Genomic DNA, 13,808 nt, shown 5'->3' on the forward strand with positions numbered 1-13,808 from the left:
GGCCTCTGACATGACTACCCGAATCGAACGACACCACTACGACGTCGTCGTCATCGGTGCCGGCGGTGCCGGCCTGCGGGCGGCGATCGAGGCCCGGCTCGCCGGGAAGCGGACCGCGATCATCTCGAAGTCGCTGTTCGGCAAGGCCCACACGGTGATGGCCGAGGGCGGCGCCGCCGCCGCGATGGGGAACGTGAACAGCCGGGACAACTGGCAGGTGCACTTCCGGGACACCATGCGGGGCGGCAAGTTCCTGAACAACTTCCGGATGGCCGAGCTGCACGCGAAGGAGTCGCCGCAGCGGATCTGGGAGCTGGAGACGTACGGTGCGCTCTTCGACCGCACCAAGGACGGGAAGATCTCGCAGCGCAACTTCGGCGGCCACGAGTACCCGCGACTGGCGCACGTCGGCGACCGGACCGGCCTGGAGCTGATCCGTACCCTGCAACAGAAGATCGTCTCGTTGCAGCAGGAGGACAAGAAGGCGCACGGCGACTACGAGGCCCGGATCAAGGTCTTCGCCGAGACCACCATCACCGAGCTGCTGCTCGACGGCGACCGGGTCGCCGGTGCGTTCGGCTACTACCGGGAGTCCGGCGAGTTCGTCCTCTTCGAGGCGCCGGCCGTGGTGCTGGCCACCGGTGGGGTCGGCCGGTCCTACCTGGTGACCTCCAACTCCTGGGAGTACACCGGGGACGGGCACGCGCTGGCGCTGCGGGCCGGCGCCACGCTGATCAACATGGAGTTCCTCCAGTTCCACCCGACCGGCATGGTCTGGCCGGTGTCGGTGAAGGGCATCCTGGTCACCGAGTCGGTCCGGGGCGACGGCGGGGTGTTGAAGAACTCCGAGGGCAAGCGGTTCATGTTCAACTACGTCCCCGACGTCTTCCGCAAGCAGTACGCGGAGACCGAGGAGGAGGCGGACCGCTGGTACACCGACCCGGACAACAACCGGCGTCCGCCGGAGCTGCTGCCCCGGGACGAGGTCGCCCGAGCGATCAACGCCGAGGTCAAGGCCGGTCGGGGTACGCCGGCCGGCGGCGTCTACCTGGACATCGCCAGCCGGCTGCCGGCCGAGGAGGTACGCCGTCGACTGCCCTCGATGTACCACCAGTTCAAGGAGCTGGCCGACGTCGACATCACCGCCGAGCCGATGGAGGTCGGCCCGACCTGCCACTACGTGATGGGTGGCGTCGAGGTCGACCCGGACAGTGGTGCGGCGGCGGGGCACGTGCAGGGGCTCTTCGCCGCTGGTGAGGTCTCCGGCGGCATGCACGGTTCCAACCGGCTCGGCGGCAACTCGCTGTCCGACCTGCTGGTCTTCGGCCGGCGGGCCGGCGGGCACGCCTCGGCGTACGCCGAGGGGCTGGCCGCCCGCCCGAAGGTGGCGGCGGCGGACGTCGAGGCCGCGGTGGACCGGGCGCTGGCCCCGCTGGAGCGCGAGGGCGGGGAGAACCCGTACACCTTGCAGCAGGACCTCCAGGCGGTGATGGGCGACCTGGTCGGCATCATCCGACGCAAGGGTGAGCTGGAGGAGTCGCTGGTCAAGCTGGCCGACCTGCGCGACCGGGTGACCCGGGTGGCCGCCTCCGGCGGTCGCCGCTACAACCCCGGCTGGCACCTGGCACTGGACCTGCGCAACATGCTGGTGGTCTCGGAGTGCACCGCCCGGGCGGCGCTGGAGCGCGAGGAGTCCCGGGGTGGCCACACCCGGGAGGACTTCCCGACCATGGCGCCGCAGTGGCGCACCGTCAACCTGGTCTGCTCGCTCGACGGCGACAAGGTACGCCTGGAGCACAAGCCGCTGCCGAGGATGCGGGGCGAGCTGATCCAGCTCTTCGACCGCGCCGAGCTGGCCAAGTATCTGACCGAAGAGGAGCTGGCGGACTTCGACGCCCTCACCGCAGAGGCGCACGCTGAGGAGGCGGCCAACTAATGGCGACACAGAACGCGCCGGGCGGCACCGGCAAGCCCGGCACCGCCCGCCACTTCAAGGTCTGGCGCGGTGACGAGTCGGGTGGCGAGCTGACCGACTACCAGGTGCAGGTGAACGAGGGCGAGGTGGTCCTCGACGTCATCCACCGGTTGCAGGCGACCGAGGCGCCGGACCTGGCCTGCCGGTGGAACTGCAAGGCCGGCAAGTGCGGCTCCTGCTCGATGGAGATCAACGGCATGCCCCGGCTGGGCTGCATGACCCGGATGTCGACGTTCGAGGAGAACGAGACGGTCACCATCACCCCACTGCGGACGTTCCCGGTCATCCGGGACCTGGTCACCGACGTCTCGTACAACTACGAGAAGGCCCGGGAGACCCCGGCGTTCGCGCCGCCGACCGACCTTGAGCCGGGTGACTACCGGATGCAGCAGGTCGACGTCGAGCGGTCCCAGGAGTTCCGGAAGTGCATCGAGTGCTTCCTGTGCCAGAACACCTGCCACGTGGTCCGGGACCACGAGGAGAACAAGGTCGCCTTCTCCGGGCCGCGCTACTTCATCCGCGCCGCCGAGCTGGACATGCACCCGCTGGACGCGAAGGCGGACCGCAAGGAGTACGCCCAGGCGTCGCAGGGCCTCGGCTACTGCAACATCACCAAGTGCTGCACCGAGGTCTGCCCGGAGCACATCAAGATCACCGATAACGCGATCATCCCAATGAAGGAACGCGTAGTCGACCGACGGTATGATCCAGTTGTGTGGCTCGGTAGCAAGATCTTCCGCCGTGGCAAGCAGAACGAGGCCGTACAGGGCCAGACTCCGCGTGACCCCGACGAACTCGGCTCCGTGCACTCGCACGCGGGCGGGTCGCACGAGCCCGAGGCCGAGGTCGGCGCCGAGCGCGGCGTGCACTGGGGCCGGCAGGTCCCGCACCCGACCGCGCCGCCGCTGGACTCCCGGGGTCGGCTGGCGATCAGCGAGTTCACCTTCGACAAGGCCGCCGCGCCCTCGCCGTTCGGCGACGACGTGACCTTCCCACTGCCGGCCGAAGGGCTCAACTACAGCCACCCGGACCAGCCGCAGGCGAAGGACTAATCCGTTCCGTGCCGAAGGCGAAGGGCTGAACCGTTCCGTGCCGAAGGCGAAGGACTGAGCAGTTCCGTGCCGAAGGACTGAGCCGTTCCCCCGTGTCCCGGGCCGGTGTCGCCGACCTGGCGATCCCGGTCCGGGCGCGGTCGGCCGACCCGCACCCGGGCCCGCCGGTCGACGGCCGCCGGTCAGGAAGCGGCGGCCAGCACCGGGCGCAGCGCCGCCACGATCGGTACGTCCGCCGGCAGCCACGGCACGCTGTCCAGTTCCTCCGGGCGCAGCCAGCGGAGTTCGGAGTGCTCCAGGGGCTGCGGGTCGTCCCCGTCGACGAGTTCGGCCAGATAGACCCGGAGCACCGAGCGGCCATGCCCCATCCGGACATCCGTGCCGATCCGTTCACCGACCTCGACGCGTACGCCCAGCTCCTCGGCGCACTCCCGGACCAGGGCGGCGACCTCGGACTCGCCCGGCTCGACCTTGCCGCCCGGGAACTCCCACCGGCCGGCCACCTCCGGTGGGTGAGATCGCGCACACGCGAGTACCCGTCCGGCGACCACGATGGCCGCCCCGACCACGATCTTCGGATCCCGCCGGCCGTGTCCGGAATGTCCCCCAGTCGACCCATCACGGTCGTTACCGCTCGCCCAATCGGTCCGCACGGGCGTCCAGCGTGCCAGATCAATCGGGAATTCGGGTAGCTGCGCCGGGACCACCGGTCAACAGAAGACGGAAGGGTGGACGTGGACACACCCGCCGACCAGCGACAGACTAGGGAGCACCGACCGAGACACGGGATGGCGACGATTTGGCCACAAGCCGGCAACGACGCCTGGGAGGTTTGGCGATGCGTGCTCTGTGGGGTGGCCGGATGGACCGTGACTACCTGAGCGACGCACTCACCCTACTGGGCAGCTGGACCCGCGAGGGACAGCAGATCAAAAGAACCCTCATCCTCGACGACACCCAGCACGCGGCCCTCACCGAGCGGATAAAGATCATCGCGGACGCGCTGCACCTCCGCCCGGAGATCCGGCGGCTGGACGGGCACACCCAGATCAGGATCGGTCCCCGCGACGACAGCGAGATCACCGAGGGTGAGGTCACCCTCGCCGCCCGAATCGAGGACGTCTACCGCGCGGTGACCGCTCCGAGCTGACCGGGCGGGGCCCCGGCCCGCGGGCTGGTGCGGCAGTGGCGGGCCCCTCCTACCCTCGGATCATGGCAAACGTCACCTATGACCGTCGCGAGCAGCTCAAGCAGATCGAGAGCGGCCTGCTCGACGGGGAAAAGGTCATCGCCGTCTACGACGCCATCGGCGCGGGCACCGGGTTCATCGGGCTGACCGACCGACGCGTGATCATCCAGGACAAGTCGTTCATCGGCAAGAAGTTCGCGATCACCAGCATCCCGTACTCGAAGATCACCAGCGTGAGCGTGGTCAGCAACAAGTCCTGGGGTGGTTCGTTCTTCTCCACCGGCGCGATCGCGATCAACGTCGGCACCCACACCTACGAGGTGGAGTTCCGTGGCGACCAGAAGAGTCACCACGTGCACAACGTGATCCTGCACTACATCTCCTGACCGGCGATCTCGTGACCGGCGACCAGGCCGGGCCGGGCTGACGGCCCGGCCGGGCGACCGGTTCCACCAGCTCGCGTCAGGCCGGGGGCTGGAAGCCGCCGGACGGGGCCGGGCGGTTCGGCTGCCGGGGCAGGAAGGACTCGACGTCGGCGGTCAGCACGTCGAGATCGTCCCGTAGCACGCGTACGATCTCGCGCTCACTCTGGTCGATGTCCTCCACGTCCTCCAGGACCATGTCGACCATCCGGGCCAGCACCTCGTCCACGCTTCCGGCGGTCAGCTCCCGCTCCTTGGGCGGGGCGAACTCGGCCGCCGCCAGCGAGCCGGCCGACGAGATGCCCGCGACCAGCGTCCAGGCGTTCACCACGGCCGGAGCGGCGGCGCCCATCGTGGCGGCGGAGGCGGCCAGCGTCGTGACGGCGGCGACCACCCCGAGCAGCAGGGACAGGTCACCGCTGCCGCCGCCCCGGCCGACCGCCTCGATCGACTCGACAGCGGCGTCACCGATCTTCTTGAGGTCCTTCCTGGCCTCGGCGAAGATGTCCCGATTCGCGATCATGGCCAGGTGCAGCGTCCGGGCGATGACCGCCTGATGCCGTACGACGTTCGGGATCGGTACGAAGAAGTCGTTGTAGAAGGTGCTGGCGGCGCCGCCCCACCAGTTGCCCAGAGACCGCTCCGCCCTCGCGTGCGGGTCGTCGACCGGCGAGACGTCGGCATCCTTGTCGTGCAGGGCCAACTCCACCCGCCGCATCGCCTCGATCGTCGGGTCGAAGTCGGCCGGATCGGGGCCGACGTGGTTGACGAAGAACTCCTCGATCCAGGCGTACTGGGCCTCCAGCCTCGCCCAGTCCTGCTCGGTGCCGAGGAAGTTGCCATTCTCGTCGATGCCGTACGTCTCCGTTCCCGCGTACGCCTCGGCGGGTTGCCCGGCCAGTTTTCGGTCCTCGTGCTCCGGGTCCGCCGGAACGTACCGGAGTTCCCGCTCACCTCTGACCCGTACGGCGGCCCTGTGTACCTGACGGCCCAGGCTCGCGATCGCGCCGCCCGTGGGAATCTCCCCTGCCATGGAACAGTCTGCCTTCCTGGAGTCGCTATCTGCTCGACCGGCTATTCGAGTTCGCCGTCGAATTCCCGGTTCGGCTCCCGGATCGCCGGGCGGTCCTCCGAATCCGGAATCGGGTACTCCTCGCGGTACATCTCCCGGTCCTGCACGTACCGCGACCTGGCCGCCGCGTTCTCGTCCGCGGCGGCGTACCCGTCCGCCACCTCGACCAGCGCGTCGCCGTTGTCGTAGAGCCGCTCCGCCGTACGGGCCAGGACCTGTTGGAACGTGTCGCGCAACTCGTCCCAGACCGGGAAGACCTGCCCGGTCACCGTGCCGGACATCCCCGGCGCGTTGGGGATGGCGCCATGCCGCTCGAAGGCCGACGAGTCGCCGCCGGTCCCCGCGACCAACCTGTTCGCGCCCGCGACGATCTCCGCCATCTCCGGGAAATGCAGTCTTCCGCAGAGCCACAACTCGGCGAGATTCGCCCCGAGTCGCTCGTCCTCGACCGCCATCCGACCATCCTCCTCGCGATATGTCCGTGCTCCGGCGAATCGGCCCGCGCGATGTCCACGGATACCGGTCGACTACCGGAGGCCGCCGAAAGTCCTACGATTTCCGCAGATCGACGCGGCGGTAATCGGAATTCCGTTCCGATCGACCGGCCGAATGAGCATTTTCAACCCGGACAGCGCGGGGTGCGCGTTCCGACTTCCACCCGCGGTCGACGCGGACCGCAAAGGGGGGTTGAAAAAGGTTCAACGGGAGCGTAGCCGGGACGGTCGCCCGAAGGCCGCACTGCGATCGAATGTCCGCCGAGTGACCGCCGAATGTCCGGCCCACGGTTGGTGGGGAGGCCCCCCAGGGGGCTGAACTCCCGGACGCTCAGGCTTCCCGCGCCGCGTCGTACGCCTTCCGGGCCGCGAGGACGTCGTCCAGCCGGCCCTCGACCCAGCGGGTCAGCGCCGACACCTGCTCCGCGACCTCGCGGCCGGGCGGGGTCAGCGAGTAGTCGACCCGGGGCGGGATCACCGGTTTGGCGGCCCGGTGCACGAAGCCGTCCCGTTCCAGGGTCTGGAGCGTCTGAGCCAGCATCTTCTCGCTCACCCCGCCGACCTGGCGGCGCAGCTCGCTGAACCGGTACGACCGGTGGAGCAGTGCGGCCAGCACCAGTACGCCCCAACGGCTGGTGACGTGTTCGAGCACTCCCCGGGACGGGCAGTCCGCCCGGTTGACGTCCGGTGCGGTGCCGAGCGGCCCGGCCGGGACCGGACCGGCGGAGGCCGACTTCTCACTTACGCTCACGCCAGTACCTTACCCGGAAGTGGGTACTATCACCATTGCTCATACCGCTTCTACAGTTAGCGCGGAACGCACGGCGTGCGCGCACGCCACCAGGTCGACGGGAAGAAGCACTCACATGGGCATCGTCATCACCGGGGCGACCGGCCAGCTCGGCCGCCTGATCATCGCCGACCTGCTCGCGGCTGGCGTACCGGCGGACGGGATCACCGCCGTCGCCCGGAGCAAGGAGCGGGCCGCCGACCTGGTGAGCCGGGGCGTCGGGCTGCACATCGCCGACTACGACGAGCCGGACACCCTCACCCGGGCGTTCCAGCCCGGGGACCGGGTACTGCTGATCTCCGGCAGCGAGGTCGGCAGGCGGATCGCCCAGCACGCCGCGGTGATCGAGGCGGCCCGGGTCACCGGCGTCGCCCAGTTGGCCTACACCGGGGTGTTCGGCGGTCCCCGGGCCGACTTCCAGCTCGCCACCGAGCACCGGGAGACCGAGCGGCTCATCCTCGACTCCGGCCTGCCGTACACGTTCCTGCGGAACAACTGGTATTCCGAGATGTACGCCGTCAACGAACTGCCGGGCATCCTGGCCCAGGGCGCCGTCGTCACCAACGTCACCCCGGGCAGCCGGATCGCCACCGCCACCCGGGCCGACTACGCCGCCGCCGCAGCCGTGGTGCTGCGCGAGGAGGGGCACCTGGGCCAGGCGTACGAGCTGAGTGGCGACACCGCGTGGACCTTCGAGGAGTTCGCCGCGGAGGTGTCCCGGCGCAGTGGCCGGACGGTCGTGCACACCTCCCTGCCCGGGGCGGAGCGGGCGGCGCTCCTGACCAGCGCCGGTCTCCCCGCCCCCTTCGCCGACGTACTGGTCGACGTGGACGAGGCGATCAGTCGGGGTCTGCTCGCCGGCACGCCGGGCGACCTGTCCCGACTCGTCGGCCGCCCGACGACGCCGATCGCCGACACCATCGCAGTGAGTCTGGCCGCGCAGACCGGCTGAGCCGAGCCGACGCCCGAGGCACGGAACGTTCTCGGCAGCTCCGAACACACGTTCTAGACGGCGGTGACCGCCATGGATAGCATCGGAGACGATCGCGACACGCTCATCGCAGGTAGTCGTACTGCGCGGCGCCTCGGTCCGGCCCTACGCTTGCCGAAGAAGGGGGTGTCATGGCAGACGTACACGACGTCGCGGCCGCTCTGCTCGAGCGGCTGGGCGAGATGACAGCGATGAAGCTGGAAAAGCTCGTCTACTACTGCCAGTGCTGGCACCTCGCGCGATACGAGTCGGCGTTGTTCGACGAGCCGATCCAGGCATGGCGACAGGGTCCCGTGGTGCCCGCGCTCTACCAACGGCACCGGGGGCGCTACACGATCGACTCCTGGTCCGACGGAGACCCTGCGCGGCTGGACGCGTTGGCGCGTTCGACCGTCGAATGGGTTGCTGCCAGGTACGGCAGATACTCCGCGATCGAGCTCTCCCGGATGACCCACGCCGAGCTGCCCTGGCGGGTGGCCCGAGACGACCTACCCGACAGTTCTCCCTCGTCCAACGAGATCCGTCGGGACATCATCACCGTCTACTACGCCCGTCAGCGCGCCGATGCGGAGACCGCCGTCACCCTGGCGACGGCGAGTGCGGCGCTCGATGGCGTCGAGTTGGACGCCGAATGGCAGGATCGGCTCCGAGACGTAGCAACCGGTGTCATCAGCGCCGACGAACTCATCGCCGAGGCGATTGCCCGATCCGACGGTGCCTGATCCATACTCCTGGCCCGGCACGGAGTGCCTACGCAACAGGCTGGGGATAACCGACAGTGCACGGCTCGCGCTGCTCGAAGCGAAGATCGTCAGCATCCGCGAGGTAGAGATCGCCCAGGAGACCATCCCCGGTGACTACAACCTCGAACATCTCAAGCTCTTCCACCATGCGCTCTTCCGGGACGTCCACGACTGGGCCGGAGAAACCCGAACCGTGGACATCGCGAAGACCGGATCACAGTTCTGCCACTGGCGCTTCGTCGACGACCAGGTGAGCGCCGTGTTGGCCGAGCTTGCCGGTGACGGACACCTGATCGGCTACAACCGTCCCGCGTTCGTCCAGGAACTGGCCCACTACTACGGCGAGCTGAACGCGCGGCATCCCTTCCGCGAGGGCAACGGCCGGTCGCTACGCGCGTTTCTCCGCCAGCTCGCGGCGGCGGCGGGCTACCACCTCGACTGGTCCGAGTTGAGCAAGCACGACAACGTACGGGCCTGCCGGGAGAATCTGTTGACCGCCGACACGAAGCTGCTGGTCTCGGTGTTGGACCCGGTGGTACGCCGGATCTGATCGACCGGGACAGCGCTGACCGGGCGGGGCAGCACTCAGACGTTGAATCGGAACTCGACCACGTCGCCGTCCTGCATGACGTAGTCCTTGCCTTCGATCCGGACCCGGCCGGCGGCCTTGGCAGCCGCCATCGAGCCGGCGGCGACCAGGTCGTCGTACGAGACGATCTCGGCCTTGATGAAGCCGCGCTGGAAGTCGGAGTGGATCACGCCGGCCGCCTCCGGCGCGGTCGCCCCGATCGGGACGGTCCAGGCCCGCGCCTCCTTCGGCCCGGCGGTCAGGTACGTCTGCAACCCCAGCGTGCGGAACCCGACCCGGATGAGCTGGTCGAGGCCGGGCTCGGACTGCCCGATCGACTCCAGCAGCTCCCGCGCCTCGTCCGGGGGCAGGTCGGTCAGCTCCGACTCGACCTTGGCATCCATGAAGATCGCCTCGGCCGGTGCGACCAGCAGGCGCAGCTCGTCCAGCAGGTCGGCGTTGTTGAGTTCCGCCTCGTCGACGTTGAAGACGTACAGGAAGGGCTTGGTGGTCAGCAGGTGCAGCTCGCGCAGCTCGGTCACCTCGATCCCGGCGTTGGCCGCGCCCGCGTACAGCGTGATCCCGGTGTCGAGCAGTTCGGCCGCCTTCTTCGCGGCGGTGACGGCGGCGGCCCGGTCCTTGCGGACCTTCGCCTCCTTCTCCAGCCGGGGCAGCGCCTTCTCGATGGTCTGGAGGTCGGCCAGGATCAGCTCGGTGTTGATCGTCTCGATGTCGTCGCCGGGCGAGACCTTGCCGTCGACGTGCACCACGTTCGGGTCGGAGAAGACCCGGACGACCTGGCAGATCGCGGCGGCGTCCCGGATGTTGGCCAGGAACGCGTTGCCCCGGCCCTGCCCCTTCGACGCGCCCCGGACCAGCCCGGCGATGTCGACGAAGGAGACCGGCGCGGGGATGATCTTCTGCGAGCCGTGGATCTCGGCGAGCTTTTCCAGCCGCTCGTCCGGCAGGCCGACCACCCCGACGTTCGGCTCGATGGTGGCGAACGGATAGTTCGCGGCGAGTACGTCGTTCTTGGTCAGCGCGTTGAAGAGCGTGCTCTTGCCGACGTTGGGCAGGCCGACGATGCCGATGGTCAGTGAAGTCATGCGAACGCGACTGCCTCTCTCGTAGCCTCCCGCAACCCGGTGTGGTCCACCGGCCCGGCCCGGGATGAAGTCTACGGACGCGCCCGGACCGACACCGCGACGGGCGAGACCGATCGCCCGGACCGCCCGTTACCCCCGGACCGCTCCCGCCCCCGGGCGGACCCGACGCAGCAGGCCGGGCGCCCCGGGCGGGCTCGGCGGAGCAGGCCGACCGCCTCAGGCGGACCCGGCGCAGCAGGCCAGGCCGTCCGGGCGGGCGCTGCGGAGCGTCCGGGCTGCCTGGGCGGACCCGGCGGGGCGGTCCGGGCGGTGACTCCGGCCACCAGCCGGTCGGGTACGCACGGCCAGGTCCGATTTCCGCGAGTCAACGCGGCCGGCAGGCGGCACCATCGAAGGCATGGAGCTGGACTTCGAGCGGTGCTATCGGGCGGTCGACAGCCGGGACCAGCGGTTCGACGGCTGGTTCTACACCGGCGTCACCACCACCGGCATCTACTGCCGGCCGTCCTGCCCGGCGACGACCCCGAAGCGGCAGAACGTCCGGTTCTATCCGTCGGCCGCCGCCGCCCAGCGGGCCGGGCTGCGCGCCTGCCGGCGGTGCCGGCCGGACGCCGCCCCCGGATCGCCGGAGTGGAACGTCCGGGCCGACGTCGTCGGCCGGGCGATGCGGCTGATCGCCGACGGTGTGGTCGACCGGGAGGGGGTGCCGGGGCTGGCCGGCCGACTCGGCTACACCGAACGGCACCTGAACCGGATGCTGGTCGCCGAGGTCGGTGCCGGGCCGCTCGCCCTGGCCCGGGCCCAGCGGGCGCAGACCGCCCGGATCCTGGTCGAGACGACCGACCTCGGCCTGGCCGAGATCGCCTTCGCCGCCGGCTTCGGCAGCGTACGGCAGTTCAACGACACGATCCGTGAGGTGTACGCGGTCGCACCGTCCCAACTGCGCGACGCCGCCCGCCGGTCGGCTGGTACGGGTTCCCGGCGCAGCAGCAGGACGACGGTCCGGAGCGGTGTTTCCGCCCCTGCCGGCTCGACGGTCCCGAGCGGTGTTTCCGCTCCGGCCGGCTCGACGGTCCAGGGCCCGAACGGCACACCGGGGACGATCGCGTTGCGGCTCGCCTACCGGGCGCCACTGCACGCCGACGCGCTACTGGACTTCCTCGCCCTGCGGGCGGTACCCGGGATCGAGGAGGTAGCGGCCGGGTCGTACCGCCGTGGCCTGCGGCTGCCGAACGGGCCGGCCGAGATCGCCATGACCCCGATGCCCGGGTACGTCGCCGCCACCCTCCGGCTCACCGACGTCCGGGACCTGGCCCCGGCGGTGGCCCGCTGCCGCCGACTCTTCGACCTGGACGCCGACCCGGAGGCGGTGGACGGCGTGCTCGGTGCCGATCCGGCGTTCGCCGACGCGGTGGCGAAGGAGCCGGGCATCCGGGTGCCACGTTCGGTGGACGGCTTCGAGATGGCCGTCCGGGCGATCGTCGGCCAGCGGGTCTCGGTGGCCGGGGCGCGTACCGTGCTGGCCCGACTCGCCACCGCGGCCACCGCCGGCGGGTCGACCGCCCGGCTCGCCGCCACGGCCTCCTCCGGCGCGCCCCAGGTCGACGTACCTCCGATCGACCTGCCCGACCCGATGGAGGCACCCGCTGTCCCGGCGGGCCCCGCCGGCGAACCCGCCTCGGTGACCGGCGGGCCGGCGGGGTCGGGTGAGGCGGGCGGTCCGGGCGGACTGCGCGCCTTTCCGACCGCCGAGGAGGTGCTGGCCCTGCCGGACTCGGCGTTCGGCATGCCGGCTGCCCGGCGGGCGACGATCCGGGCCCTGGCCGAGGCGGTCGCCGCCGGCGACCTGGACCTGGATCCCGGCGCCGACCGGGCCGAGCTGGTCGATCGGCTCACCGCGCTGCCCGGGATCGGCGCCTGGACCGCCGGCTACGTCGCGATGCGGGCGATCGGCGACCCGGACGTCTTCCTCCCCACCGATCTCGGGGTACGCCGGGGCGCCGCGGCGCTCGGCCTCCCCGACGACCCGAAGAGCCTCGACGCGTACGCCGGCCGCTGGCGGCCCTGGCGCTCGTACGCGGTGATCAGACTATGGAGAGCGGGTTAACGCTTCCCCACGGCTGGAAGCCGGGGGATTTCTGGCTCAGACCGCACCTCACCGACCTCCCGGAAGGAGGTGATCGCATGTCTCACGTCGTCGGCACCAGCACGGCCGCGCTCTGCCGTGGCGAGGATCGTCCTCGCGGCGTTCCGGTCCCGACCCGCGGTGTACCCGCAGGTGTCGCACCGGAAGACTCTGACACCCAACCCGAGACGGTCCTTGGCTCTCGTACCGCACTGCGAGCAGGTCATCGTGGTAAAGGCGGGCGGCACCAACACCACCCTCCGGCCCGCCCGCAAGCCACGATCAACCAGCTCCCGCTTCGCCGCACCAATCGCCGCATCAGCAGCCTTACGCGCCATCCGCGATCTGGCCAGGAACTTCGGCTTGAAATCCTCGACCGCGATGGTCGCGTGGTCGTCGACGACCTTCTTCGCCCAGACCCGAGCATCGTGGATGTTCTGCCGGGCCGCCTTCTTCGCCACCTTCGCCGCCTGACGCTTGGCCCGCAGATAACCGCTCGACGGCGGGGCGCCCTTCACCCTGCGGCGGCGGGCCATCCGGCGCTGGAGTTTGGCGAGTTCGGCGGCACACCGTTTCCGGTGGCCGAGGTACGGCAGGTCGTAGGCCGGGTCGGTGGTCGTCGCGGTCGTCGTGACACCCCAGTCGACACCAATCGCCCCCTCGACATCGGGCGCGGGCGCGGTGTCGCGGCGGACGACGAAGGAGGCATACCAGTGCCCGAGACAGTCCTGGTAGACACGGACACTGGTCGGATCGGACGGCAACTCGCGGGACCAGACGACCGGAATGCTGACGCCGCCGGGCAGCCGCAGCCGGCGCTCGCGGATCGAGAACCCACGCGTGGTGTATTCGAGGCTGGGCAGGGCGTCCTTCAGTCGTTTGACCCTCGGCCGGCCGCGTCCCTTCACCCTGAACGAGTGCTGAAGGGCCAGAGCATAGGTACGCAGCGTCTGCTGCTGGGCGACCTGAGACCCGTCCCGCAACCACGACGAGCGGGCCCGTGCCTCGGTCAGCAACTTCGACAGCTTGCCGAAGGTCGGCCTACGCCCGGTCCTGCACTGGTGGACAGCCTCGTTCCACAGCCAGCGACACCACCCCCAGTCAGCCAACAGCGCGGCCTCCGCGGTCGCGCCCGGACGCAACCGGAAGGTATACCGCACCACCTCGTCCACACCCGCGAGCATTCCAGCCGCATCCGACAGTTCAGGCCCCGCAGAGGAGTCGACACCATGCCAACAACCAACACCACACCGGACCACCCTTTCCTCCCCATGGCTGAAG

13 protein-coding genes and 2 pseudogenes are annotated in these 13,808 nt (G+C 70.1%); 9 read left to right on the top strand and 6 right to left on the bottom strand.

Annotated features, from left to right (window positions below; all coding sequences use genetic code 11):
• The first annotated feature begins 10 nt into the window (after window positions 1-10).
• The 3 genes and pseudogenes from Pma05_RS21120 to Pma05_RS44045 form a co-directional block, all read left to right on the top strand.
• The gene (locus Pma05_RS21120) at window positions 11-1,936 is read left to right on the top strand and encodes a fumarate reductase/succinate dehydrogenase flavoprotein subunit (protein ID WP_203859164.1); all 1,926 of its coding nucleotides are present in this window, start codon (window positions 11-13) and stop codon (window positions 1,934-1,936) included.
• A pseudogene (locus Pma05_RS21125) lies at window positions 1,936-2,724 on the top strand (succinate dehydrogenase/fumarate reductase iron-sulfur subunit); the annotation flags it as partial. The gene Pma05_RS21120 and the pseudogene Pma05_RS21125, both read left to right, overlap by 1 nt.
• A gap of 51 nt (window positions 2,725-2,775) precedes the next feature.
• Window positions 2,776-3,027 (top strand): annotated as a pseudogene (locus Pma05_RS44045) (succinate dehydrogenase/fumarate reductase iron-sulfur subunit); the annotation flags it as partial.
• A 182-nt stretch (window positions 3,028-3,209) separates the two neighbouring features.
• On the opposite strand, the gene Pma05_RS21130 reads toward Pma05_RS44045, so the two are convergent.
• On the bottom strand, window positions 3,210-3,599 hold the full coding sequence (locus Pma05_RS21130; protein ID WP_203859235.1) for a (deoxy)nucleoside triphosphate pyrophosphohydrolase: 390 nt from the start codon (window positions 3,597-3,599) through the stop codon (window positions 3,210-3,212).
• Between the two features lie 266 nt (window positions 3,600-3,865).
• On the opposite strand from Pma05_RS21130, the gene Pma05_RS21135 reads away from it, so the two are divergent.
• Together Pma05_RS21135 and Pma05_RS21140 are read left to right on the top strand one after the other, a co-directional pair.
• Complete coding sequence (locus Pma05_RS21135) at window positions 3,866-4,177, top strand: 4a-hydroxytetrahydrobiopterin dehydratase (RefSeq protein ID WP_203859166.1); 312 nt, start codon at window positions 3,866-3,868, stop codon at window positions 4,175-4,177.
• Window positions 4,178-4,239: 62 nt separating this feature from the next.
• Entirely contained in the window at window positions 4,240-4,602 is a 363-nt protein-coding gene (locus Pma05_RS21140) for a PH domain-containing protein (RefSeq protein ID WP_203859167.1), read from the top strand.
• A 76-nt stretch (window positions 4,603-4,678) separates the two neighbouring features.
• Here Pma05_RS21140 and Pma05_RS21145 read toward each other — a convergent pair whose 3' ends face one another.
• The 3 genes from Pma05_RS21145 to Pma05_RS21155 all read right to left on the bottom strand — a co-directional run bounded on the left by Pma05_RS21145 (window position 4,679) and on the right by Pma05_RS21155 (window position 6,955).
• Entirely contained in the window at window positions 4,679-5,671 is a 993-nt protein-coding gene (locus Pma05_RS21145; RefSeq protein WP_203859168.1) for a hypothetical protein, read from the bottom strand.
• Between the two features lie 41 nt (window positions 5,672-5,712).
• On the bottom strand, window positions 5,713-6,165 hold the full coding sequence (locus Pma05_RS21150; protein ID WP_203859169.1) for a hypothetical protein: 453 nt from the start codon (window positions 6,163-6,165) through the stop codon (window positions 5,713-5,715).
• Between the two features lie 370 nt (window positions 6,166-6,535).
• Entirely contained in the window at window positions 6,536-6,955 is a 420-nt protein-coding gene (locus Pma05_RS21155) for a winged helix-turn-helix transcriptional regulator (RefSeq protein WP_203859170.1), read from the bottom strand.
• A gap of 115 nt (window positions 6,956-7,070) precedes the next feature.
• On the opposite strand from Pma05_RS21155, the gene Pma05_RS21160 reads away from it, so the two are divergent.
• The 3 genes from Pma05_RS21160 to Pma05_RS21170 all read left to right on the top strand — a co-directional run bounded on the left by Pma05_RS21160 (window position 7,071) and on the right by Pma05_RS21170 (window position 9,278).
• Window positions 7,071-7,946 carry an SDR family oxidoreductase gene (locus Pma05_RS21160; protein WP_203859171.1) on the top strand — a complete coding sequence of 292 codons (876 nt, stop codon included), beginning with the start codon at window positions 7,071-7,073 and terminating at the stop codon, window positions 7,944-7,946.
• Window positions 7,947-8,116: 170 nt separating this feature from the next.
• Window positions 8,117-8,707, top strand: coding sequence for a type II toxin-antitoxin system antitoxin SocA domain-containing protein (locus tag Pma05_RS21165; RefSeq protein WP_203859172.1), 591 nt, complete (start codon window positions 8,117-8,119; stop codon window positions 8,705-8,707).
• On the top strand, window positions 8,700-9,278 hold the full coding sequence (locus Pma05_RS21170; protein WP_203859173.1) for a Fic/DOC family protein: 579 nt from the start codon (window positions 8,700-8,702) through the stop codon (window positions 9,276-9,278). Before Pma05_RS21165 ends, Pma05_RS21170 begins: the two co-directional genes overlap by 8 nt.
• A 35-nt stretch (window positions 9,279-9,313) precedes the next feature.
• On the opposite strand, the gene ychF is transcribed toward Pma05_RS21170, so the two are convergent.
• Complete coding sequence (gene ychF / locus Pma05_RS21175) at window positions 9,314-10,402, bottom strand: redox-regulated ATPase YchF (RefSeq protein ID WP_203859174.1); 1,089 nt, start codon at window positions 10,400-10,402, stop codon at window positions 9,314-9,316.
• 397 nt (window positions 10,403-10,799) lie between these two features.
• On the opposite strand from ychF, the gene Pma05_RS21180 reads away from it, so the two are divergent.
• Complete coding sequence (locus tag Pma05_RS21180) at window positions 10,800-12,509, top strand: DNA-3-methyladenine glycosylase 2 family protein (RefSeq protein ID WP_203859175.1); 1,710 nt, start codon at window positions 10,800-10,802, stop codon at window positions 12,507-12,509.
• On the opposite strand, the gene Pma05_RS21185 is transcribed toward Pma05_RS21180, so the two are convergent.
• Complete coding sequence (locus tag Pma05_RS21185) at window positions 12,506-13,699, bottom strand: RNA-guided endonuclease InsQ/TnpB family protein (RefSeq protein ID WP_203859176.1); 1,194 nt, start codon at window positions 13,697-13,699, stop codon at window positions 12,506-12,508. The two genes, Pma05_RS21180 and Pma05_RS21185, sit on opposite strands and share 4 nt — an antisense overlap.
• Window positions 13,700-13,808 lie beyond the last annotated feature (109 nt).

Source organism: Plantactinospora mayteni, assembly GCF_016862935.1.
Lineage (GTDB): Bacteria > Actinomycetota > Actinomycetes > Mycobacteriales > Micromonosporaceae > Plantactinospora > Plantactinospora mayteni.

What these genes read in the sequence shown, in the direction of transcription:
- Pma05_RS21180 (WP_203859175.1), top strand. Translation starts at nt 10,800, where the DNA reads ATGGAGCTGGACTTCGAGCGGTGCTATCGGGCGGTCGACAGCCGGGAC.
- ychF (WP_203859174.1), bottom strand. Translation starts at nt 10,402, where the DNA reads ATGACTTCACTGACCATCGGCATCGTCGGCCTGCCCAACGTCGGCAAG.
- Pma05_RS21135 (WP_203859166.1), top strand. Translation starts at nt 3,866, where the DNA reads ATGCGTGCTCTGTGGGGTGGCCGGATGGACCGTGACTACCTGAGCGAC.
- Pma05_RS21160 (WP_203859171.1), top strand. Translation starts at nt 7,071, where the DNA reads ATGGGCATCGTCATCACCGGGGCGACCGGCCAGCTCGGCCGCCTGATC.
- Pma05_RS21120 (WP_203859164.1), top strand. Translation starts at nt 11, where the DNA reads ATGACTACCCGAATCGAACGACACCACTACGACGTCGTCGTCATCGGT.
- Pma05_RS21140 (WP_203859167.1), top strand. Translation starts at nt 4,240, where the DNA reads ATGGCAAACGTCACCTATGACCGTCGCGAGCAGCTCAAGCAGATCGAG.
- Pma05_RS21165 (WP_203859172.1), top strand. Translation starts at nt 8,117, where the DNA reads ATGGCAGACGTACACGACGTCGCGGCCGCTCTGCTCGAGCGGCTGGGC.
- Pma05_RS21145 (WP_203859168.1), bottom strand. Translation starts at nt 5,671, where the DNA reads ATGGCAGGGGAGATTCCCACGGGCGGCGCGATCGCGAGCCTGGGCCGT.
- Pma05_RS21150 (WP_203859169.1), bottom strand. Translation starts at nt 6,165, where the DNA reads ATGGCGGTCGAGGACGAGCGACTCGGGGCGAATCTCGCCGAGTTGTGG.